20 protein-coding genes and 7 tRNA genes are annotated in these 21,348 nt (G+C 73.9%); 13 read left to right on the plus strand and 14 right to left on the minus strand.

From position 1 onward, the window contains the following. Positions 1-49 precede the first annotated feature (49 nt). From AC068A_RS06205 to AC068A_RS06225, 5 genes are all read right to left on the minus strand, one after another. Positions 50-121 (minus strand) — tRNA-Val (locus tag AC068A_RS06205). Positions 122-172: 51 nt separating this feature from the next. Then, positions 173-244: transfer RNA gene (locus AC068A_RS06210), tRNA-Val, on the minus strand. A gap of 19 nt (positions 245-263) precedes the next feature. Continuing rightward, positions 264-335 (minus strand) — tRNA-Val (locus tag AC068A_RS06215). 1 nt (position 336) lies between these two features. Beyond that, a tRNA-Cys gene (locus tag AC068A_RS06220) sits at positions 337-410 on the minus strand. 39 nt (positions 411-449) lie between these two features. After that, a tRNA-Gly gene (locus AC068A_RS06225) sits at positions 450-522 on the minus strand. 181 nt (positions 523-703) lie between these two features. On the opposite strand from AC068A_RS06225, the gene AC068A_RS06230 reads away from it, so the two are divergent. Genes AC068A_RS06230 through AC068A_RS06240 form a run of 3 tightly spaced genes read left to right on the plus strand, consistent with a single transcriptional unit; the run spans position 704 to position 3,484 of the window. Continuing rightward, positions 704-1,759, plus strand: coding sequence for a chorismate-binding protein (locus AC068A_RS06230; protein ID WP_478581391.1), 1,056 nt, complete (start codon positions 704-706; stop codon positions 1,757-1,759). Positions 1,760-1,775: 16 nt separating this feature from the next. Beyond that, entirely contained in the window at positions 1,776-2,600 is an 825-nt protein-coding gene (locus AC068A_RS06235; RefSeq protein ID WP_478581394.1) for an aminotransferase class IV, read from the plus strand. Between the two features lie 59 nt (positions 2,601-2,659). After that, positions 2,660-3,484: a GNAT family N-acetyltransferase gene (locus tag AC068A_RS06240; protein ID WP_478581397.1), complete on the plus strand. Its 825-nt coding sequence runs from the start codon at positions 2,660-2,662 to the stop codon at positions 3,482-3,484. A gap of 64 nt (positions 3,485-3,548) precedes the next feature. Here the strand turns inward: AC068A_RS06240 and AC068A_RS06245 are convergent, their stop codons facing one another. Continuing rightward, positions 3,549-4,055 (minus strand): DsbA family protein, encoded by a 507-nt coding sequence (locus AC068A_RS06245; protein WP_478581400.1) that lies wholly within the window; start codon positions 4,053-4,055, stop codon positions 3,549-3,551. Between the two features lie 181 nt (positions 4,056-4,236). Between AC068A_RS06245 and AC068A_RS06250 the strand changes: the two genes are divergently transcribed. Further along, positions 4,237-4,701 carry a hypothetical protein gene (locus tag AC068A_RS06250; RefSeq protein ID WP_478581403.1) on the plus strand — a complete coding sequence of 155 codons (465 nt, stop codon included), beginning with the start codon at positions 4,237-4,239 and terminating at the stop codon, positions 4,699-4,701. Between the two features lie 129 nt (positions 4,702-4,830). Further along, positions 4,831-5,010 (plus strand): hypothetical protein, encoded by a 180-nt coding sequence (locus tag AC068A_RS06255; RefSeq protein WP_256987697.1) that lies wholly within the window; start codon positions 4,831-4,833, stop codon positions 5,008-5,010. Here the strand turns inward: AC068A_RS06255 and AC068A_RS06260 are convergent. Then, positions 4,951-5,571 (minus strand): CGNR zinc finger domain-containing protein, encoded by a 621-nt coding sequence (locus AC068A_RS06260; RefSeq protein WP_478581406.1) that lies wholly within the window; start codon positions 5,569-5,571, stop codon positions 4,951-4,953. The two genes, AC068A_RS06255 and AC068A_RS06260, sit on opposite strands and share 60 nt — an antisense overlap. 272 nt (positions 5,572-5,843) lie before the next feature. Next, complete coding sequence (locus AC068A_RS06265) at positions 5,844-6,257, minus strand: SsgA family sporulation/cell division regulator (protein ID WP_030011909.1); 414 nt, start codon at positions 6,255-6,257, stop codon at positions 5,844-5,846. A 177-nt stretch (positions 6,258-6,434) separates the two neighbouring features. Here AC068A_RS06265 and AC068A_RS06270 point away from each other — a divergent pair, with 177 nt between their 5' ends. Then, entirely contained in the window at positions 6,435-6,905 is a 471-nt protein-coding gene (locus AC068A_RS06270; protein WP_478581410.1) for a TIGR02611 family protein, read from the plus strand. A gap of 46 nt (positions 6,906-6,951) precedes the next feature. Continuing rightward, positions 6,952-7,023, plus strand: a tRNA-Val gene (locus AC068A_RS06275). Positions 7,024-7,076: 53 nt separating this feature from the next. Here AC068A_RS06275 and AC068A_RS06280 read toward each other — a convergent pair. Beyond that, positions 7,077-9,785 (minus strand): SCO7613 C-terminal domain-containing membrane protein, encoded by a 2,709-nt coding sequence (locus tag AC068A_RS06280; RefSeq protein ID WP_478581413.1) that lies wholly within the window; start codon positions 9,783-9,785, stop codon positions 7,077-7,079. A gap of 178 nt (positions 9,786-9,963) precedes the next feature. On the opposite strand from AC068A_RS06280, the gene AC068A_RS06285 reads away from it, so the two are divergent. Continuing rightward, positions 9,964-10,095 carry a hypothetical protein gene (locus tag AC068A_RS06285; protein WP_478581416.1) on the plus strand — a complete coding sequence of 44 codons (132 nt, stop codon included), beginning with the start codon at positions 9,964-9,966 and terminating at the stop codon, positions 10,093-10,095. A gap of 39 nt (positions 10,096-10,134) precedes the next feature. Next, positions 10,135-10,206, plus strand: a tRNA-Val gene (locus AC068A_RS06290). A gap of 61 nt (positions 10,207-10,267) precedes the next feature. Here the strand turns inward: AC068A_RS06290 and AC068A_RS06295 are convergent. Then, positions 10,268-10,993 (minus strand): exonuclease domain-containing protein, encoded by a 726-nt coding sequence (locus AC068A_RS06295; RefSeq protein ID WP_478581418.1) that lies wholly within the window; start codon positions 10,991-10,993, stop codon positions 10,268-10,270. Positions 10,994-11,206: 213 nt separating this feature from the next. On the opposite strand from AC068A_RS06295, the gene AC068A_RS06300 reads away from it, so the two are divergent. Both AC068A_RS06300 and AC068A_RS06305 read left to right on the plus strand, forming a co-directional pair. Further along, entirely contained in the window at positions 11,207-11,797 is a 591-nt protein-coding gene (locus AC068A_RS06300; protein ID WP_478581421.1) for a DUF4365 domain-containing protein, read from the plus strand. Then, the gene (locus AC068A_RS06305) at positions 11,797-13,035 is read left to right on the plus strand and encodes a hypothetical protein (protein WP_478581423.1); all 1,239 of its coding nucleotides are present in this window, start codon (positions 11,797-11,799) and stop codon (positions 13,033-13,035) included. The genes AC068A_RS06300 and AC068A_RS06305 overlap by 1 nt, the downstream gene beginning before the upstream one ends. On the opposite strand, the gene AC068A_RS06310 is transcribed toward AC068A_RS06305, so the two are convergent. After that, on the minus strand, positions 13,032-13,598 hold the full coding sequence (locus AC068A_RS06310) for a GNAT family N-acetyltransferase (protein WP_478581426.1): 567 nt from the start codon (positions 13,596-13,598) through the stop codon (positions 13,032-13,034). The two genes, AC068A_RS06305 and AC068A_RS06310, sit on opposite strands and share 4 nt — an antisense overlap. Before the next feature lie 172 nt (positions 13,599-13,770). Between AC068A_RS06310 and thrS the strand changes: the two genes are divergently transcribed. After that, positions 13,771-15,747 carry a threonine--tRNA ligase gene (thrS, locus tag AC068A_RS06315; protein WP_478581428.1) on the plus strand — a complete coding sequence of 659 codons (1,977 nt, stop codon included), beginning with the start codon at positions 13,771-13,773 and terminating at the stop codon, positions 15,745-15,747. Between the two features lie 13 nt (positions 15,748-15,760). Here the strand turns inward: thrS and AC068A_RS06320 are convergent, their stop codons facing one another. Further along, a complete protein-coding gene (locus AC068A_RS06320) occupies positions 15,761-16,447 on the minus strand; it encodes a potassium channel family protein (protein WP_478581430.1) in 687 nt (228 codons plus the stop codon). A 67-nt stretch (positions 16,448-16,514) separates the two neighbouring features. On the opposite strand from AC068A_RS06320, the gene AC068A_RS06325 reads away from it, so the two are divergent. Beyond that, positions 16,515-17,075 carry an HIT family protein gene (locus AC068A_RS06325; RefSeq protein ID WP_478581433.1) on the plus strand — a complete coding sequence of 187 codons (561 nt, stop codon included), beginning with the start codon at positions 16,515-16,517 and terminating at the stop codon, positions 17,073-17,075. Between the two features lie 91 nt (positions 17,076-17,166). On the opposite strand, the gene AC068A_RS06330 is transcribed toward AC068A_RS06325, so the two are convergent. Further along, positions 17,167-18,831, minus strand: coding sequence for a hypothetical protein (locus AC068A_RS06330; RefSeq protein ID WP_478581434.1), 1,665 nt, complete (start codon positions 18,829-18,831; stop codon positions 17,167-17,169). A gap of 130 nt (positions 18,832-18,961) precedes the next feature. Continuing rightward, positions 18,962-21,166 carry an elongation factor G-like protein EF-G2 gene (locus AC068A_RS06335; RefSeq protein ID WP_478581436.1) on the minus strand — a complete coding sequence of 735 codons (2,205 nt, stop codon included), beginning with the start codon at positions 21,164-21,166 and terminating at the stop codon, positions 18,962-18,964. Positions 21,167-21,348: the final 182 nt, after the last annotated feature.

Genomic DNA, 21,348 nt, shown 5'->3' on the forward strand with positions numbered 1-21,348 from the left:
AGGAAGCGCGGAAGCCCCGGCCGTCGAGACGGCCGGGGCTTCCGGTCTGTGCGCGATACTGGGATTGAACCAGTGACCTCTTCCGTGTCAGGGAAGCGCTCTCCCGCTGAGCTAATCGCGCGAGCTCCACGGCTCGAAAGCCGCAGGTCAAACAGGTGTTGCAGGTAGTGCGTGCGCGATACTGGGATTGAACCAGTGACCTCTTCCGTGTCAGGGAAGCGCTCTCCCGCTGAGCTAATCGCGCGGGGGATCCGAAGATCCGGTGGACGATACTGGGATTGAACCAGTGACCTCTTCCGTGTCAGGGAAGCGCTCTCCCGCTGAGCTAATCGTCCTTGGAGGTGGAGACGGGATTTGAACCCGTGTAGACGGCTTTGCAGGCCGTTGCCTCGCCTCTCGGCCACTCCACCTCGGAGTTGAGGGGGTTCTCGGGAAGATCCCCCACTCAGAGCGGACGACGAGACTCGAACTCGCGACATCCACCTTGGCAAGGTGGTGCTCTACCAACTGAGCTACGTCCGCAGTGTCACCCTGTTCGCTCCGGGGTTTTCCCCCTTCGCTCCCTGGCGACGTGTTGAACTCTAGCGGATTCCCGGGCCAGCTCAAAAACGCGTTTCCGCAGCGTGCTGCCGCCCGATCACCACCGGTCACCCTTCGGTCACCTCCACGGCGGCTTTCCGCCACCGGTCATAGACTCGCAGCCGTGCACGACCTGCTTCCTCTGGCCCGCTTCGGCGGCCTCCTCGCGACGGATCTCCGCGACGTCACCAGCGACCCCGCGGCCCTGGACTCCTCGGGCTTCTGGGCGGTCGCCGCAGACTTCGAGGGGCGCCTGGTGTGCGCGCGGTTCGGCGACGTACGCCCCGCGCCCGTCCCGGAGCCCGTCCCGGGCGCCTGGCGCGGCCCGGCCGCCGACCGGTGGTCCTCCTCCCTGGACCGGGCCGCGTACACGGCCGGCGTCCGCCGCATCCGCGAGCACATAGCCGCCGGCGAGGTCTACCAGGCCAACCTCTGCCGCGTGATGTCCGCGCCGCTGCCCGAGCCGGACGGCGCCGATGTGGACGCCCTGACCGCGCTGCTCGCCCGCGGCAACCCGGCCCCGTACGCGGGAACGATCCGCCTCCCGGCCCACGGCGTCGAGATCGCCACCGCCTCGCCCGAGCTGTTCCTGCGCCGGGCCGGCCACCACGTGGAGTCCGGCCCGATCAAGGGCACCGGCCGCACCGCCGCGGACCTGCTGCCCAAGGACCACGCCGAGAACGTGATGATCGTGGACCTGGTCCGCAACGACCTGGGTCGGGTCTGCGCCACCGGCTCCGTCACCGTCCCCGAGCTGTGCGCCGTCGAGGAGCACCCGGGCCTGGTCCACCTCGTCTCCACCGTCAGCGGGGAGCTGGCCGACGGCGCCGGCTGGCCGGAACTGTTCGCCGCGACCTTCCCGCCCGGCTCCGTCACCGGCGCCCCCAAGTCCTCCGCCCTGCGGATCATCAAGGCCCTGGAGACCGCCCCGCGCGGCCCCTACTGCGGCGGCATCGGCTGGGTCGACGCCGACCGCGGCACCGCCGAGCTCGCCGTCGGCATCCGCACCTTCTGGATCGACCGGCAGGCCCCCGGCGGCCCGCGCCTGCTCTTCGGCACCGGCGCCGGCATCACCTGGGGCTCCGACCCGGACCGGGAATGGGCCGAGACGGAGTTGAAGGCCGCCCGGTTGCTGCGGGTAGCGTCTGGGGAGCATGCGGTGACTGCCACCCCTGGCTGAGCGGAGGGATCGTACGGTGTGGATCTGGCTCGACGGCGCGCTGCGGGACGCCGACAGCGCGCGGGTGTCCGTGTTCGACCACGGACTGACCGTCGGTGACGGCGTGTTCGAGACGCTGAAGGCGGAGGGTGGCCGGGTCTTCGCGCTCACCCGCCACCTCGAGCGGCTGACCCGCTCGGCCCGCGGCCTCGGCCTGCCCGACCCGGACCCGGACGAGGTCCGCCGGGCCTGCAAGGCCGTCCTCGAAGCCAATCCCCTGCCCCTGGGCCGCCTGCGCATCACGTACACCGGCGGGCTCTCGCCCCTCGGCTCCGACCGCGGCGACTCCGGGACCACCCTGGTCGTCGCCGTCGCCGAGACGACCCGCAGGCCGGACACGACGTCCGTGATCACCGTGCCGTGGGTGCGCAACGAGCGCTCGGCCGTGGCCGGCCTGAAGAGCACCTCCTACGCGGAGAACGTCGTCGCGCTCGCCGCCGCCCACAAGTCCGCGGCCTCCGAGGCCCTGTTCGCCAACACCCGCGGACGGCTGTGCGAGGGCACCGGCTCCAACGTGTTCGTGGTCCTGGACGGGGAACTGCACACCCCGCCCCTGTCCTCCGGCTGCCTCGCCGGCATCACCCGGGCCCTCGTCGTCGAATGGGCCGGGGCCAAGGAGACCGACCTGCCCTTCGACGTGCTGGAGCGGGCCGAGGAGGCCTTCCTGACCTCCTCCCTGCGCGACGTGCAGGCCGTCCGCCGCATCGACGGCCGCCCCCTCGCCCCGGCCGCCCCCGGACCCGTCACGGCGGAGGCGATGCGGATCTTCGACGCGCGCTCCGCCGACGACCTCGACCCGTAGCGGCCGCACGGCCCGGAATCCGCTGTGCACGCGGCCGCGGGGCGGGTAGAACCAGAAGGATGACCACCACCCTGCGGCCCAGCGGGCCGCTCCAGCAGAGCGCCGGCGGCGCCCGGTCGCGTCCCTACGAGATCCGGGTCAACAGCAGGCGCGTCGGCGCGCTGCTCATCGCCTGCGACACCCCCTTCGGCCCGGCGGTCGGCGAGATCCGCGACCTGGCCGTCGACCCGCCCGACCGCGGGCGGGGCCGCGCCACCGTCGCGGCGCTCGCCGCGGAGGAGGTGCTGCGCGGCTGGGGATGCCGCCGGGTCACCGCCTCGGTCCCGACGGCATCGCCGGCCGGCCTGCGCATGGCCGCCGCCCTCGGCTACACCGAGTCCGGCCGCAACATGGCCAAGGACCTCCCGGCCGAGCCGCCCGCGCTCTCCGGCGGGGCGGTCGGCCGCCCGATGTCGCCGGCCGAGTACGAGGTCTGGCTCGCCGAGGCGCTGGAGGGCTACGCCGCCGACTGGGCCGGCCGGGGCATGCCGCCGGAGGCGGCGCGGGCGAAGTCGGAGGCCGACCACGCCCGCCACCTGCCCCGGGGCCTGGACACCCCGGGGGTCGACCTGAGCGTGCTGGAGGCGGCGGGCGTCCCCGTCGGCCACGTGTGGGTGGCGCCCTCCGGGCAGGGCGCGTACGTCTACGACGTGGCGGTCGCCGAGCCGTACCGCGGCCGGGGGCACGGGCGGGACCTGATGCTGCTGGCCGAGCGCACGGCGCTGGCCGGCGGCCACCGCGTGCTCGCACTGCACGTCTTCGCCGGCAACACCCCGGCCCTGCGGCTCTACGAGTCCCTCGGCTACCGGACGACCAACATCAACTTCGCCAAGGACCTGCTCTAGTCCGCTCCGGGCCGCTGTGGACCGTCCCTTCCGGATCCTGCCGATCAGGTCCGGATCCTGCCGGTCAGGCCGTCTCCCCGGCGGCCAGCAGCCGGTCCGCGATCTCCTCGATGCGGGCGCGCAGCCCCTCCTGGCTCTTGCCGCCGTCCAGGCGCTCGCCGCCGATGACGTACGTCGGCGTGCCCGTCACGCCGATGGCCTTGCCCTCGGCGTGGTCGGCGTCGACGATCAGGATGTGCCGCCCGTCGATCAGGGCGGTGTCGAACTCCTCGACGTCGAGGCCGAGTTCACGCGCCACGTCCAGCAGGACGGCCTCGCCCCGCGCGCCCAGCTCCGCGGTGCGGGCGAGGACGGCCTCCGCGTACGGCCAGCCCTGCCCCTGCTCGGCCGCCTCCTCGGCGGCCTGTGCCGCGGCGAAGGCGTGCTTGTGCTTCTCCAGCGGGAAGTGGCGCAGCCGGATGTCCAGCCGGTCGCCGTATTGGGCCCGCAGGGCGCGTACGTCGTCCAGAGCGCTGTGGCAGTCCGAGCACTGCAGCTCGCACCAGACGTCGAGGATCACGGAATCGGTCATGCGGACAGTCTCCCAGCCGCCGGGCCCCGGCCGCGCCGCGCACCCCCTGAGGAGGAGGCGGACCCCGATATGTCCCGGAGATCCACCGCAGGGCCCTCCCGTGCGTGGCCCCGGCGGCGGCGCCCGGTGCAGGATGGAGGGGACGGAGAACCGCCCCGACGGCACTGCCCTGGAGGACCGCATGCTTGCCGAGACCATATGTTCCGCGCTGGCTGCGGCAGGCCTGGGCATCGCCGCGGTGACCGCCTACCGCAAGCGCTTCCTCACAGCCGCGCGGATCGCCGCGTACGCGCTGGTGCCGGCCGGGCTCGTGCTGACGGGCGTGGTGGCGTGGGCCTCCGACATCGTCTTCAAGCCGACCGTGTGGGCGGGCTTCGGCGTGCTCGCCCTGGCCTGGGCGCTGTTCGCCACCACCCGCGCCGTCGAGCGCCGCGCCCTCGGCAAGGCGGAGCAGGCCGGCCAGGCAGCCGGGAAGCCCGGCAAGCCCGGGAAGGCGGCGCGGGCGGCCCGGCGGAGCGCCGCGCGGGACGCCGTCGCGCCCGCCGCGTCCGCACCCTCCCTCGGGCAGCCGGCGGCCAGGCCGAAGCCCGCGTCCGACGACGACTTCTCCGACATCGAGGCGATCCTGAAGAAGCACGGCATCTGAGCCCTGAAGCACGGAATCCGAGCCGCCGCCCCCGGTTTGCCGCGCGGATGACGAGAAGGGGTGAACTCCCGCGCGAACGCTGGCGTGTTGGGGGCGCGGCCCGGCGCACTGCGCCATCATCGCCCCGACATGCTCGAGACATCGCAGGGTGAGCCGACGGTTCCCGCGCCGGCCGCGGCTCCCGCCCCCGTTGCCGAGGAGCCGAGAGGCTGCCTCTTCGCGCTCTCCCAGCCGCCCCTGATGATCTTCCTAGGGGTGATCGGCACCCTGCTGCTGCTCGCCGCCGTGCACGATCTCTTCCTGCTCTGACGCCCCGGCGTCGGCCTCCTTGCGCCGCGCCCGGTACGCCGCCACGTGCAGCCGGTTCCCGCAGGTCCGGCTGTCGCAGTAGCGCCGCGAGCGGTTGCGGGACAGGTCCACGAAGGCCCGCCGGCAGTCGGGGGCCTCGCAGCGGCGCAGCCGCTCCTGCTCGCCGGAGACCACGATGAAGGCCAGCGCCATGCCGCCGTCCGCCGCGAGGTGCTCGCCCAGCGAGGCGCCGGGGGCGAAGTAGTGCACGTGCCAGTCGTAGCCGTCGTGGTTGGTCAGCTGGGGCGTCGTGCCGGCCGTGGCGACCAGATCGTTGATCAGTCCGGCCGCGGCGCGGGCGTTCGGCGCCCCGAAAATCTGGGCGAACTTCGCGCGGATCGCGCGGACGCCCGCCAGGTCGCGGGCCCCCAGGTCGCCGACGTCACTGATCTTGTGCTCGCGGACGAATGCGCGCAGCGAGCCGACGTCCGCGAGTCCGTCGGGCTGGTCCGCCTCGGCCGCGGTGTTCACCAGCGCGACGACGACGTCGAGCGCGCCACGGGTGTCGTGGGGGATCTGCACGGAACTCGCTCCCTGTGGCCGGGCCTGCGGCGACGGGCCGGTGCCGCCGCTTGGGGGCCGACTCTAGCCGCCGCCGGCCGCCGCCGGGAGGTGCCTCTGTGCGGACGGCCGGCGCCGACGAGCGCACCGGCGCCGCTCTCGCGGGCGGCTTCCGCGAGAGCAGCGCCGGCACTGCCGTATGTGGTTTTTCCCCAGCCCGCACCGTCGCCCCGAGTCGGACGGTGCAGAGTGGTCCCCGGCTGCTGCCGGGGGCGCTCCCCGCGGGGGCTGGCTCAGCTCTCGGCCAGGATGTGCGAGAGCTCCTTGTCCAGGTCGAAGTGCCGGTGTTCGGTCCCGGGCGGGACCGCGGCGTCCGTGCGCTTGAGGAATGACTCGAGCGCCCGGGCGGGTGCTTCGAGCAGTGCTTCTCCCTCCGGTGAGCTCAGGGCGATGCAGACGACGCCCTGACCGTGGCTGCGGGACGGCCAGACACGGACGTCCCCGGTTCCGGTGGGCCGGTGGAGGCCCTCCGCGAGGAGGTCGCGGGCGAACACCCATTCGACCGTCTCCTCGGCGCCGGTGTGGAAGGTGGCGTGCACGGCGTAGGGATCGGCCGTGTCATACCGCAGGCCCGCGGGAACAGGCAGTGAGGACTCGCTCGACACAACGAGGCGCAGGTGCAGCTCGCAGCTGACCGTGGTGTTCATAAGCGCCAGGGCCTTTCGCTCAGTGTGCGCTCGGGGATTCGCACGTCGGCGAAATCGACATGCCACCTACGGTGCCGTTGTAAACCCCTCTGACCGTTTTGCGGACCTCTGGGTCCCTCGGACGGCGGATCCCCACCGCCATGCACGTGTGCTTCCGGCTCCGGTAGATTCGGCCCCATGAATACGGGGAGTGACCGCGAGGCCCAAGGGTCCGCAGCCGGGCAGACCGGCAACGAAGCCGGCGTCGAGAGCGCCGCGACCACCACCGAGAAGGCGCCCCACGTGTCGAAGGCGCCCGCGTTCATCCGGCGCAGCCGCTCGCTGCACATCAGCTGGCAGGTCGGCGTCTTCGTCGTCGGCCTCGCCGTGATCGCCGCGGGCGCGGCCATGCTCGTCCTGCCCGGTCCCGGGTGGGTCGCGATCTTCGCGGGTCTGGCGATCTGGGCCACCGAGTTCGCCTGGGCCCACCTCGTCCTGGCCTGGACGAAGCGCAAGGTCACCGCAGCCGCCCAGAAGGCCCTCGATCCGAAGGTCCGCCGCCGCAACATCATCCTGACCACGGCCGGGCTCGTGATCGCCGGCGGGCTGATCGGCTTCTACCTCTGGAAGTACGGCCTCGTCATGCCCTGGGACCTCAAGGACCAGTGACGGTCAAAGAGCACCGCTGACATGGGGTAATGTTTGCGGTGCGCCCGGGCGATTAGCTCAGTGGGAGAGCGCTTCGTTCACACCGAAGAGGTCACTGGTTCGAACCCAGTATCGCCCACCCGGACCGAGGGCCCGGAGACGGAAACCGTCTCCGGGCCCTCGGTGTGTTTCTCACCGGAGGCGGCCCAGCGCCGCCCGGAGCCGGCGCGCGTCCCGCAGCCGCTTCTCGTACGTCGCCCCCACCGCCAGGAGCAGCAGCCCCGCCAGCGCCGGCGGCAGCCAGCGCGGCAGCACCCCGACCACCTGGACCACGTACGGCGCCAGCTCGTGCAGGGCCACCGCGGCCAGGACGCCGCCGCCCAGCAGCAGCGGGGCCTGGAGCCGGCGGTGCGCGCCCGCCAGGGTCACCGCGAGCGCCGCCGCGCCCAGCAGCAGCGGCCGCAGCCAGTACGGGTCCTGCCAGGCCTCCGCCAGGCTCGGCAGCAGCGTCGCCGCCAGCCCGGGCCCGTACGCCGTCCAGGACGAGGCCAGCGGGTCCCGGCGGCGGCGCAGCAGCCCCACCGCCAGGGCCGCCGCCGTCACCGGCAGCGTGTACGCCTCCGTCACCGCCACCCCGGACACCCACAGCCGCAGCCACACCGCCGCGACACCCAGCACCGCCGCCGCCCAGCCCAGCCGGCGCCGCTCCGGCCGGACGGCCGCGCCCGCGCAGACCACCGCGGCCAGCGCACACGCCTGCGACAGCACCGCCGGCTCCCGGCCCGCCGCCGCGAGCGCCACCGCGCCCACCCCGGCCGCCGCCGCCTCCGCCGCCGCGCGCACCCGGCCCAGCCGCGGCCCCGCGGCCGCCGGCGCCGCGGCCACCGCCAGCAGCGGCAGGGCCCACCAGGCCACCGCCAGCCCCGCCAGCGCGCACAGCGCCGCCACCGTGGCCGCCGCGTACCCGACGGCGAGCACCGCCGCACCCGCCCGCACGTCCGCCGGGGCGGCGCGCCGGGCAGCCACCGCCGCGCAGCCCGCACCCAGCAGACCGAACACCGCGAAGGTGGCGAAGCGCCCGTCCAGCGCCGCCAGGGCCACATCCACGGCCGCCACCGCGGCGCACACCGCGGCAGCCCGACCGACCCCGCCCGTCACACCCGCGCCGCCGGTCGTGCCCGTGGCGTCCGCAGCACCGGCCGCGCTCGCCCTGTCTGCGTTGCCCGTGGTGTCTGCGTCGCCGCCGGTGTCTGCGCCGCCCGCCCCACCTGCCGTTCCTGCGGCGCCCTTCGCGGCCCCGGCCGCCGCCGTGCCTGCGGCGCCCGCGGCGCTCGCCCTGGGCGCAGCGCCCGTCGTGCCGGCGCCGGCTGCGCTCCCGGTGCCGGCCGCCGCCCGCAGCGCCACCACCGCGGCCGCCGCCGTCACCGCCAGCTGCACCGCGAGCACCACCGCCACCGGCAGCCCCTGGCCCATCGGCGCCGTGAACAGCCCGGCCCAGCCGCACACCACCGCGACCGCGCCCGCAGCCGCCGCCCCCGAAACACCCGTACCCGGCACGCCCGTGCCCGCTGTGCCCGCGCCCGGCGTGCCCGTCGCCGCAGCACCCGTACCCGGCGCGCCCGGGCCCCGTGGGGTCGCCGGCAGCAGGCGCGCCGCCCACCAGGCGGCGCCCGCCGCGATCAGCAGGGTCGCCACCGCCGGGGCGCCCGGTCCGTACGCCGCCACCCCGGCCGGAACGGCCGGCGTCCACATCTCCCGGACCACCCCCGCCCGTGAGGCGAGCGGCGCCACCGCCGACGCAAGACCCCACAGCGCGGCCCCCGCCGCCACCACGGCCCCGGCCCGGCCCAGGCCGCGCCGCACCGCCCCCGGCAGCGCGGCCGCCGAAGCCGCCCCCAGCAGCGGCAGCGCGAGCAGCAGGCACACCGCCACGGGCCAGCCCGCCGCCAGCTCCGGCCGGACCGGGCCGCCGAGCGCCGCCACCGCCGCCAGGCCCCCCGCCAGCGCGGCGCCCGACGCGGCCGGCACCCGCCAGGCCACCGCCACGCCCAGCGCCGCGCACCCCGCGGCCAGCAGCGCCGGCTCCACCGCGGCGGCCGCCGACTCCGCCGACGCGAGCCCCGGCACACCGCACAGCAGCGCCCCGGCCCCGCACACGGCCGCCAGGACCCACACCGCCGGCGCCGTCCAGGCCGCCCGCGCCCGCAGCCCCGCCGCGAAGCCCCCGGTCACCGCCAGCGCGCAGTCCAGGGCCGTCGTCGCCAGCAGCGCCCACCCGAGCCCCACCGGGCCCTCCGCCGACGCGAGCGCCGCCAGCGGCAGCGGGAGCTGCACCGCGAGCACCGCCCCCGCGGCCGGGACCACCAGCCTCGGCAGCAGTGCCCCGTACGCCGCCCACACCGCCGTCAGCACCGCCGACGCCCCGGCCGCGTACGCCGTGCCGCCGGTCCCCGGCAGGGCCACCGCGTGCACCGCGTACGCGTCCAGCACCGTCAGCAGCAGCCCCACCGCCGCCACCGACTCGGCCGTCGACCGGAGCCCGCGCCGCAGCAGCAGCGCCGGCGCGCCCAGGGCGGCCGCCGTCACCGCAGCCAGCACCGCCGAGCGCCCCCCGATCCCCAGGGAACCCCAGCTGACCAGGGTGAACGCGAGCGCCGCCACGGCCAGCAGCACCGCGCCCAGCGTCAGCAGCACGTTCTGCGCACCCGGGCCCGAGGCCTCCGCCGCCTTCCCGGGCCGCGGCACCGGCCGCCCGCCGGCAGGCGTCCCGGACGCCATCGCGAACTCCAGCAGCCAGGCCCGGCGGGCCAGCAAGTAGCCGCGTCTGGCATCGAGTTGAGCCAGCTCGCGGTCGATCAGCGCCAGCTCCTCGGCGGGCGGCAACGGCAGAGGCATGTCCATGCCCGGAGTGTGGCGCCCGTCACGCCCCGAGGGTATGGGCGCGCGTACTCAGATCCGCACTGAGTACCCCTCCGCCCGCCCCCGCCCCGCGCCCACCGGGCCAGACTGAAGCCATGGACCGCAGCAACCGCGCCCGGGAGGCCGCGGGACCAGGGCGCTGTACGAGCAGGAGGCCGAGGTGCGGCGGCCGCTGCTGCGCCGCCTGTCCCTGCCCGCACGGCCGCTGTTCCGGCTCGGCCGCGCACTGATGATGCGGGCCGGACGGCGCGCCCTGGCCGCCCGGATGGCCGCCGGTGCGGACGCGGTTTGAACCAGACCCCGTGGCTCTTGTATTGTTCAGTGCGTTCCCGGGCGATTAGCTCAGCGGGAGAGCACTTCGTTCACACCGAAGGGGTCACTGGTTCGATCCCAGTATCGCCCACCGGGAGAGGCCGGTCCGTCGTACGACGGACCGGCCTTCCGCATTCCCGGCCCGCACCGCCTCAGGCCGCCGTCGACACCTCCGGCCGCAGCGGCCAGTGCGGATCCACCGCCTCCGGCGTGCCCTGCCGGGCGAACCACGCCTGCAGCCCGCGCGCCTGTGCCGCGTGCCACACCGCCTGGAGCGTGTGCAGTTCGGCCGGCGACAGCCGCTCCAGCCGGCCCGCGAAGCGGCGGCCCACCGCACGTACGACCTCCAGCGAGGCCAGCGCGTCCGCCGCCGCGTCGTGCGCGCCGTCCAGTTCTATCCCGTAGTGCCCGCACAGGTCCGCCAGCGTGCGCCGGCCCTTGCGGTACCGGTCCAGGTGCTTGTCCAGCACCCGCGGATCCAGCACCGTCAGCGGCCGGTTGTCCAGGTACCGGGTCAGCGAGGACGCCCGGTGCCGGCGCAACTCCCGGTCCAGCAGGGTCAGGTCGAACGGCGCGTTCATCACCACCACCGGGCGGCCCGCGACCTGCTGCTCCGCCAGCGCCCGGGCTATCTCCTCCACGACCGGCGCCGGCCACCGGCCGTTGTGCTGGAGGTACTCGTCCGTCAGGCCGTGCACTTGCGTGGCCTCCGGCGGCACCGGCACCCCCGGGTTGACCAGCCAGCGCGTCTGGCGGACCCGGCCGCCCGCGCACTCCTGCACGACGAGAGCGGCGGACACGATCCGGTCCTGCTCCACGTCCACCCCGGTCGTCTCCGTGTCGAATGCGGCCAGCGGGCCCTCGTACCAGCGTGTCATGGCGAACTCCTCGTCCCCGATCGGCAGATGGGGCGTACGTCGAACACGCCACCCATGCCCGAATCCGTGATACCCGGCCCGTTTGCGCCGTACGCCGTTTGCGGCCCGCCCGCTCGGGAGACAACCACCCTGGGGCGACCGCACACATGACCGGCCGTCACCCCCCGTCCGCTCTCATCCGGCAGAGCCGCAAGGCATGGGGAGCATCCGGCCATGGCACTCACACAGCCCGAACCGGGCGGGGTGCTGCAGGGGCGCACGGGTGCGCGCGACGAGGCGCGCCCCGCACCGCTGCGCGGCACACTCGCCACCACCGCCTGCATGGAGACCCTCCAGGTGGGGTACCTGCACGCCGTCGCGGCCGCCGCCGGCTGCTCGCTGTCCCAGCCGTTCCCGGACAACGGCATCGACTGGCAGGTCAGCCACGGCGCGCCCCAGCACGTGGTGGACGACGAGGTCACCATCAAGGTGCAGTTGAAGGCGACCTACCAGATCCCGCCCGAACCGCCCGGGCCCACCTTCGCCTTCACCCTGGACAACGAACACCTCGTGAAGCTGGCCCGGACCCCGGTCGCCGTCCACAAGATCCTCGTCGTGATGCTCGTCCCCCGCGAGCGCGACCGGTGGCTGTCCGCCGGACACGACCGGCTCGACCTGCGGCACTGCTGCTACTGGACCAACCTCGCCGGGCACCCCGTGACCGGCCGGCGCCGCACCACCGTCCGGATCCCCACCACACGGATCTTCGACGACCGCGCGCTGTGCGAGATCATGACCCGCGTCGGGTCGGGAGGGACACCTTGATGCACCGGCCGCCACCGCGCCTCGAACCGCCCGCCGCCCTGCCGGAGTTCGGCGACCGCCCCGGCTCGGGAATCCCCGATCCCGCGCAGGTCGACCCGGCTGTGTTCGGCGTCCTGCTGCGCCGGCACGGCTGGCAGCGCCGCGGCGGCGCGGCCGGCCGCTACGGGCGCTGGACGCCGCCGGCGGCCGAACCGGCGGCCCGGACGGCCGCCAGCCTCCTCGTCCCGGAGTCCCGCGCCTTCCCGGACTGCACCGACCTGCTCGAGGAGGCGCTCGATGCGCTCGCCCGCGGGGCCCTGCCCTGCGCGCGCGAGGTGCTCCACGGGCTGAGCGTCCCCAGTGACGAGATCCGCTGGGAGCGGCAGAACCCGCAGCTCCCGCGGACCCCGGGGCACAGCCCGGGGGCCCCGGACGCGGAGGAGCACCTGCGCTCGGCCGCCCACCGCCTGCTGCTCGCCGGGGCGCTGGCGGCCCGGTCCACCGCCGGGTACTACGGAGCCCGGCACCGCCGGCAGGCCGAACGGGACCTGGACGGGGTGGTGGCCGGGCCGTCCTCCGCCGGGGGCCGGCTCACCGCGTACCTGCCCGTCGCGGGCGGCCGCGGCACCGTGACCCGGCTGCACCACGCCCTGCACGCGGCCCGCGAAGCCGTCGACTACCGGCGCACCGCCGGCGGGATGGAGGCCTTCGACGCGGCGGTCCGGGCCGGCGTCAGCCGGGAGCTCGCCGAAGCCCTGATCGACCTCGTCAGCGGTTCGGAGGGGGCCCGTATCGCGCTGGCCTGGGCGCCGGCGGCCGGGCCGCCCGCCGGATGCGCGGCCAGGCCGGAACCGGTGGAATTCTCCCCGGGGGACCTGCCCGCGCTCCGCGAGGCCTCCGCGCGCTACACCCGGGACGAGCCCTCCGTCCCGGTGCAGATCACGGGAACGGTGGTCCGCATGCGCCGCACCACCCCGGCGGTCGGCGGGGCGGTCCGCCTCCAGGTGCTGTCCGGGGCGGACGTACCGCAGGTGCGGATGGCCCTGGACGAGCAGGCGTACCGGGTGGCCGGGCACGCGCACCTCGCCGGAGTGCCGATCATGGTCACCGGGCTGCTCCAGCGCCGGGGCGGCTTCCGCCGGGTCGCCGGGATCACCGACGTGCGGGCCGTCCCCCTGGACGAGGCCCAGCGCGACCGGCTGATCAAGTCGCTGGACGAGTCCCTCGACCCGTCGGACGTCCTCGCCGCGGACGACTAACCGGCGGCCGGGCCGGCGGCGAGGCCCGCGGCCGGGCCGGGCGCCTCCCCGGCCGCCGGCCCGCTGCGCGGGGCCAGGGTGAAGGACGCCATGACCAGACCGGGCGCGGGGGAGAAGTCCGCCCCCCGGACGAAGCCGAAGCGCTCGTACAGGGCCACCGCCGGGGCGTTCGCCGCGCCCGTCGACACCGTCACCGGCCGGTCGGCCGGGACCTCCGCCAGCAGGGCCCGCAACAGCAGCGAGGCCACGCCCCGCCGGAACCGGGCCGGGTCCACGCACAGCCGGTCCACGCACACCGAGCCGTCCGGCTGCCGCTCCCAGGCCAGGAACCCGGCGACCGGGCCGTCCTCCGCGCCCGCTCCCGCTCCCTTGTCCGCCGCTCCCAGCCAGCGCAGCGGCAGCTCCCGCAGCTCGGCGAGGCTCTCGCGCAGTGCCGGTATGCCGTCGAAGCCGATCAGCTGCGCCTCCACCCCGTACGCCGCCCGGCCGATCCGGTGCACGGCGGCAGCGGTCGCCTCGTGGCCGAGGTCCAGGGGCCGTACCGGCCCGATCGTCGTCTCCATGCCGCCACGCTAGCGAACGGGCGTTCATGCCGGGCGCGGGAAGGAGCACGGGAAGGAGCACGGGAACGGCACGGGAACAGGCATAACCGTTTCGCGGGCGGGCCGCCGCTCTCGGTACGATTCAGTCGCGTCGCAGCGTTCGCTGCGGCATTCCTTCAGTCAGGAGAGACCGGTGTCAGACGTCCGTGTGATCATCCAACGCGATTCCGAGCGGGACGAGCGCGTGGTGGCCACGGGCACTACTGCCGCCGACCTCTTCGCCGACGAGCGCACCGTGATCGCCGCGCGCGTGGCGGGCGAGCTCAAGGACCTCTCCTACGTGGTCCAGGACGGCGAGACCGTCGAGCCCGTGGAGATTTCCTCCCCGGACGGCCTCGACATCCTCCGCCACTCCACCGCGCACGTCATGGCGCAGGCCGTGCAGGAGCTCTTCCCCGAGGCCAAGCTGGGCATCGGCCCGCCGGTCCGGGACGGCTTCTACTACGACTTCGACGTCGCGAAGCCCTTCACCCCCGATGACCTCAAGGCCATCGAGAAGAAGATGCAGGAGATCCAGAAGCGGGGGCAGAAGTTCTCCCGCCGCGTGGTCACCGACGAGGCCGCCCGCGAGGAGCTCGCCGACGAGCCGTACAAGCTGGAGCTCATCGGCATCAAGGGCTCGGCGTCGACCGACGACGGCGCGAACGTCGAGGTGGGCGCCGGCGAGCTCACCATCTACGACAACCTGGACGCCAAGACCGGCGAGCTGTGCTGGAAGGACCTCTGCCGCGGTCCCCACCTGCCCAGCACCCGCAACATCCCGGCGTTCAAGCTGATGCGCAACGCGGCCGCCTACTGGCGCGGCAGCGAGAAGAACCCGATGCTCCAGCGCATCTACGGCACCGCCTGGCCGTCGAAGGACGCGCTGAAGGCCCACCTCGACTTCCTCGCCGAGGCCGAGAAGCGCGACCACCGCAAGCTCGGCAACGAGCTCGACCTCTTCTCCATCCCCGACGAGATCGGCTCCGGCCTCGCCGTCTTCCACCCGCGCGGCGGCATCATCCGCCGGGTCATGGAGGACTACAGCCGCAAGCGGCACGAGGAGGAGGGCTACGAGTTCGTCTACTCGCCGCACGCCACCAAGGGCGCCCTCTTCGAGAAGAGCGGCCACCTGGACTGGTACGCGGAGGGCATGTACCCCCCCATGCAGCTCGACGGTGGTACCGACTACTACCTCAAGCCCATGAACTGCCCGATGCACAACCTGATCTTCGACGCGCGCGGGCGCTCCTACCGTGAGCTGCCGCTGCGCCTGTTCGAGTTCGGCACCGTGTACCGGTACGAGAAGTCCGGCGTGGTCCACGGCCTGACCCGGGCCCGCGGCTTCACCCAGGACGACGCGCACATCTACTGCACCCGCGAGCAGATGGCCGACGAGCTCGACACCACGCTCACCTTCGTGCTGAACCTGCTGCGCGACTACGGCCTGACCGACTTCTACCTGGAGCTGTCCACCAAGGACCCGGAGAAGTTCGTCGGCTCGGACGAGGTCTGGGAGGAGGCCACCGCCACCCTCCAGCAGGTCGCCGAGAAGCAGGGCCTCCCGCTGGTCCCGGACCCGGGCGGCGCCGCCTTCTACGGCCCGAAAATCTCCGTCCAGTGCCGCGACGCCATCGGCCGCACCTGGCAGATGTCGACCGTGCAGCTCGACTTCAACCTGCCCGAGCGCTTCGACCTGGAGTACACCGCGGCCGACGGCTCCCGCCAGCGCCCGGTCATGATCCACCGTGCGCTGTTCGGCTCGATCGAGCGGTTCTTCGCGGTCCTGCTGGAGCACTACGCCGGCGCCATGCCGCCGTGGCTCGCCCCGGTCCAGGCCGTCGGCATCCCGATCGGCGACGCGCACGTGGACTACCTGAAGGAGTTCGCCGCCGAGGCGAAGAAGAAGGGCCTGCGGGTCGAGGTGGACGCCTCCTCCGACCGCATGCAGAAGAAGATCCGCAACCACCAGAAGCTCAAGGTCCCGTTCATGATCATCGTCGGTGACGACGACATGGCCGCGGGCACCGTCTCCTTCCGCTACCGCGACGGTTCGCAGGAGAACGGGATCCCGCGCGACGAGGCCCTCGCCAAGCTGGTGAGGGTCGTCGAGGACCGCGTCCAGGTCTGACCGGCCGCCCTGCTCAACGAGGGGCCCCCGGGGAACGCCCGTTCCCCGGGGGCCTCCTCTCGTCCCGCTCGAAGACCTGGACGAGCCACGACGAGAACGAGCCCGTCACCGCGCCCAGCAGCGCCAAGCCGAACGCCATCATCACGGCGGCGATCGTACGGCCCATCGGCGTCACCGGAACCACGTCCCCGTATCCGATCGTCGTCAGCGTCGCGCACGTCCACCACACCGAGTCCCCGAAGGTGACGATGTTCGCCCCGGGGGCGTACCGCTCCTGCTGGTACACCGCGAGCGCGCCGGAGAAACCCAGCAGCAGGGCCGCGATCCCGGCGTACGCGACCACCCGCGCGTACAGCTCCATCCGGGGCCCGTCCCGCCGGCGCTGCATGGCGTTGTAGATCTGCACCACGCGCAGGGGGCGCAGCAGCGGCAGCACCAGGACCAGGGTGTCGAGCCAGTGCGTGCGCAGGAAGCGCAGCGGACGCAGACCGCTCAGCTGCATCCGGACCAGGTAGTCCACGGCGAAGCACAGCCAGGTGCCGCCGATGACGAAGAGGGCGATGCCGTGCAGCCAGGTGTCCGCAGGCGGGACGAGGACGTGGACGGCGTAGGCGGCGAGGTAGAGCAGCGAGGCGATCAGCAGGGGAACCTCGGTCAGGTCCTCCCAGCGCTGCCTGCGCTCGGCCGATACTTCGTGCATCCGGCCAGGATCCCCGCCCGCGGGGCGATCTCCGCCCCGGCGACACGCCGCGCCGGGACAAGGTCATATGCTGCATCACATGACGACTCAGCCGGAGCAGCAGAACGGCGTCGGGACGCAGGACTCGTTCCAGCGGCTGTGGACGCCCCACCGCATGGCCTACATCCAGGGCGAGAACAAGCCCACCGGCCCGGAGGCCGGGGACGGCTGCCCCTTCTGCGGGATCCCGGAGATGTCCGACCGGGACGGCCTGATCGTCGCCCGGGGCAGGCACGTCTACGCCGTGCTGAACCTCTACCCGTACAACGGCGGCCACCTGATGGTGGTCCCGTACCGCCACGCCGCCGACTACACGGAGCTGGACTCGGCCGAGACGGCCGAGCTGGCCGACCTCACGAAGCGGGCCATGGTCGCACTGCGCAAGGCGTCCGGGGCGCACGGGTTCAACATCGGCATGAACCAGGGCTCGGCGGCGGGCGCGGGCATCGCCGCGCACCTGCACCAGCACATCGTGCCCCGCTGGGGCGGCGACACGAACTTCATGCCCGTCGTCGGCCACACCAAGGTGCTGCCGCAGCTCCTCGCCGACACCCGGCAGATGCTCGCCGACGCCTGGCCGAACGACTGAGCCGGGCGGGCACCCGGCGGTCCGGGGCCGGGCGGTCCCGGACCGAGCGGTCCGGGAGCCGGCAGCGCGCCGCCTCCCGGATCCCCCTCCGCTAGGCGTCGTAGACGTCCGCCTTGCGCGGGGACGCGTCCTGCACCAGGCCGCTGACCACCATCGACCGGTTGCCGAAGCGCTCGGTGTCGACGCCGTTCTCGTCCAGGACCCGCATCGCGGCGGCGTGGACGGCGCGCAGGACCGGCGTCGCGGCGCGCAGCGCGTCGTCGGCCATGAACCGGTTGCCCCACGGCTGGCCCGCCCACACATGGCGGGCGCCGAAGGGCTCGGGCAGCACCAGCTTGCCGCCGAAGTAGTCCAGCAGCGGCGGGTACCAGGTCAGCGGGGCCCGGACGGCGAGCCGGACCACCTCCTGGGCGTCGACCAGGGGCAGCGGGCGCTCCACGGTCTCCCAGAACCTGATCGACTTGGGGACCTCCACCACCGGGGGCTTGGACTTCGTGCCGAACAGGCCGTGGACCGGGCCGAGGGCGTGGCCGGTGACCTCCACCCGCAGCGTCTTGTAGAGCACCGTGACCGTGACCAGCATGGTGATCACGAGCTGCCCGTCCCACAGCGGGTACTGGATGCCCAGGTAGTGCCGGTTGCCGCCGCTGAACTGCTGCTCGTTGCAGATGCGGGTGATCTCGTGCGGCTTGACGAGGAAGGTGTCGACGTCCGCGCCGGACGGGCGGCTCACCTCGGCGGCGCCCTCGCCGACCGGGGCGACGATCCAGTGCTGGACGGACGCGGGCGGGAGCCCGCCGGTGTGCAGGGGGCCGCGCTCCAGCTTGCGCAGTTCGGTGTCGATGGCTCGTATCACGTCCCAGCTGCGGAACGGGTGGATGTCCGCGCCCTCGGTCTTCGGGATCAGCTCCTCGGCCAGCTGCCAGCTGCCCCAGCGGGTGCCCATGCCGAGGATGCCCTTGGCGCCGGCGTAGAAGACGGCGTTGCTGCGGTTCTCGGCGGTGAGCTTGGCCAGGGCGTGGCGCAGGTCCTCGCGGGCCTTCTCGTCGGGGTTGCCGGGCACCGCCTCGGGGATCTTGGCGCCGACGCCGTCGCCCGAGAGCAGGCCGTCCCAGCGGGAGCGCAGGTCGGCGGCGGTGGACTCGCAGATCCGGCGGGCGAGGAACCAGCCGAGGGCCGGCGCGATGATCATGCCGCGCAGGTAGAGGCCGAGGAACCCGTCCAACGGCAGCCGGAACATCATGACGGCCGCGACGACGCCGACGCCGACCAGGACGAGGGTGCTCATCCACGAGGCGTACTTCTCGCTGCCCAGCAGGCTCTTCCGGAGCTGGAACAGGCCCAGCCAGAGCAGCAGACCGGGCAGGAACACCACCCCGGCGACCAGCATGATCAGGCGCAGCCTGCGGTCGCGCTCCTTGCGGATGTGGGAGGCGGCCAGGCAGTGCTCCACCACGGTCTGCGGGTCGGCACCGAAGGACTGGATGATCGGCTTGCGGCCGGCCGGGAGGGTCCGGGCCTCGACGGCGCGGCAGAAGGCCTCGCCGAGGTTCGGCTCGAAGAGGGAGATTCTCGGGGGCTTGACGGTGGAGGAGTGGTACTCGTTGTTGGCGTCGAGTATGGCGGACAGCTTGGTGTCCTTCCCCCCGTCGCGGTAGGCCGCCGAGGCGAGGGCGTTGGTCGCGCCGGTCTGGCCGCCACCGCCCTGGAGTGGGATCTGCGCCCCGGGCCTGAAGTCGAATCCGTCGTCCGCCACCGCTGCCCCCATCGCTGTGCGTCGTGCTGTTGTGCCGCGCGGATGAGCCTATCGGCGTATCTGCCCCCATGGTCATGGGACAGGGAAATGCCGCCCGCCGCAAGCGGGTTGGACGGGCGGCTCCCTGGCGCTACGTCAGAGTGCTTCCCTTCTCCAGCTGTTCGCGCACCTTGTCGGCGATATGCGGGGGCATCGGCTCGTGCCGGGCGTAGGCGCGGGTGAACCGGCCGGTGCCGTGCGAGACCGAGCGCAGGTCGATCGCGTAGCGGCTGATCTCGATCTCGGGGATGTCGGCGCGGACCAGGGTGCGCCCCTGGGCGGCCTGCTCGGTGCCGACGACGCGGCCGCGCCGGCCGGCGAGGTCGCTCATGACGGGACCGACGTAGTCGTCGGGCACGGTGACGGTGAGCTCGGCGACGGGTTCGAGGAGGTGGACGGGGACTTCGGCGGCGGCCTCGCGCAGGGCGAGCGCGCCGGCGGTCTGGAAGGCGGCGTCGGAGGAGTCCACCGAGTGGGCCTTGCCGTCGAGGAGGGTCACCCGGATGTCGACGAGGGGGTACCCGGCGGCGACCCCGCGGGCGGCCTGGCTGCGTACGCCCTTCTCGACGGAGGGGATGAACTGCCGGGGGACGGCGCCGCCGACGACCTTGTCGACGAACTCGATGCCGCTGCCCGGCGGGAGCGGCTCGACCTCGATCTCGCAGATGGCGAACTGGCCGTGGCCGCCGGACTGCTTGACGTGCCGGCCCCGGCCGGCGGCCTTCGCGCCGAAGGTCTCGCGCAGGCTGACCTTGTGGGGGACCGGGTCGACCTGGACGCCGTAGCGGGTGCGCAGGCGTTCGAGGGCGACCTCCTGGTGGGCCTCGCCCAGGCACCACAGGACGAGCTGGTGGGTGTCCGGGTTCTGCTCCAGCCGCATGGTCGGGTCCTCGGCGACGAGGCGGGCCAGTCCCTGGGAGAGCTTGTCCTCGTCGGCCTTGCTGTGGGCCTGGATGGCGACCGGGAGCAGCGGGTCGGGCATCTGCCACGGCTCCATGAGCAGCGGCCGCTCCTTGGCGGACAGGGTGTCGCCGGTCTCGGCGCGGCTCAGCTTGGCCACGCAGGCCAGGTCGCCGGCGATGACCCGGGTGAGGGGGCGCTGCTGTTTGCCGAAGGGGGAGGTGAGGGAGCCGATGCGCTCGTCGACGTCGTGGTCCTCGTGGCCGCGGTCGGTGAGGCCGTGGCCGCTGACGTGGACGGTCTCCTCGGGGCGAAGGGTGCCGGAGAAGACCCGCACCAGGGAGACGCGGCCGACGTAGGGGTCGGAGGAGGTCTTGACGACCTCGGCGACGAGGGGGCCGTCGGGGTCGCAGGTGACGGCCGGGCGCTCGGCGCCGTCGGGGGTGGTGACGGGGACGGGGGCGGTTTCGAGGGGGGTGGGGAAGCCGCCGGTGATCAGTTCGAGGAGTTCGACGGTGCCGAGGCCCTGGCGGGCGCCGTCCGCGGCGGGCGCGGCCATCAGGACCGGGTGGAAGGTCCCGCGGGCGACGGCCCGCTCCAGGTCGTCGACGAGGGTCTTGAGGTCGATGTCCTCGCCGCCGAGGTAGCGGTCCATGAGGGTCTCGTCCTCGCTCTCCGCGATGATGCCCTCGATGAGGCGGGAGCGGGCCTCCGTGATCTGCCCGAGCTCCTCGGGCGTGGGGTCGCGCTCCACTCGGGCGCCGCCGGCGTACTCGTACACCCGCTGGGACAGCAGGCCGAGGAGGCCGGTGACGGGCGCGTGCCCGTCGGGCCCGGCAGGGCCGTACAGCGGGAGGTACAGGGGGATGACGGCATCGGGGTCATCGGCGCCGAAGGCCTCCCCGCAGACCGCGGCCATCTGGGCGTAGTCGGCGCGGGCCGCCTCCAGATGCGTGACGACGATGGCCCGGGGCATGCCGACGGCCTGGCACTCCTCCCAGAGCATGCGGGTGGTGCCGTCGATGCCGTCCGAGGAGGAGACGACGAAAAGGGCCGCGTCCGCGGCGCGCAGACCGGCCCTGAGCTCGCCGACGAAGTCGGCGTATCCGGGGGTGTCCAGGATGTTGACCTTGATCCCGTCCCATTCGACGGGGACGAGGGAGAGCTGTACGGAACGCTGCTGGCGGTGCTCGATCTCGTCGTGGTCGGAGACAGTGGCGCCGTCCTCGACCCGGCCCGCCCTGGTCACGGCTCCGGCGGTGAGGGCGAGGGCTTCGACGAGCGTGGTCTTGCCGGCCCCGCTGTGGCCGACCAGCGCGACGTTCCGTACGGACGAGGGCCGGTCGGCCGTCGGTGCCCTGCCGGCGGCTCCGGCTTGGTGTGATGTGGCTCCCATGGTGCTCGTGCCTCCCGGGGTGACGGTGAGGAGGGTGATCGGCGTCCTTCGAGCTTTGCACCGGCGTCACTCTGCGTCCATATGTAATACGCGCCGCCGTCCGCCGCATGGCGGGAGCGTGGCCGGGACCGTTCCCGGCCACGTTTCCGGCCGGGGCGCGGCGGGGCGCTGCGGGCTCCGGG

It is taken from the genome of Streptomyces sp. NPDC043854, from assembly GCF_056436005.1.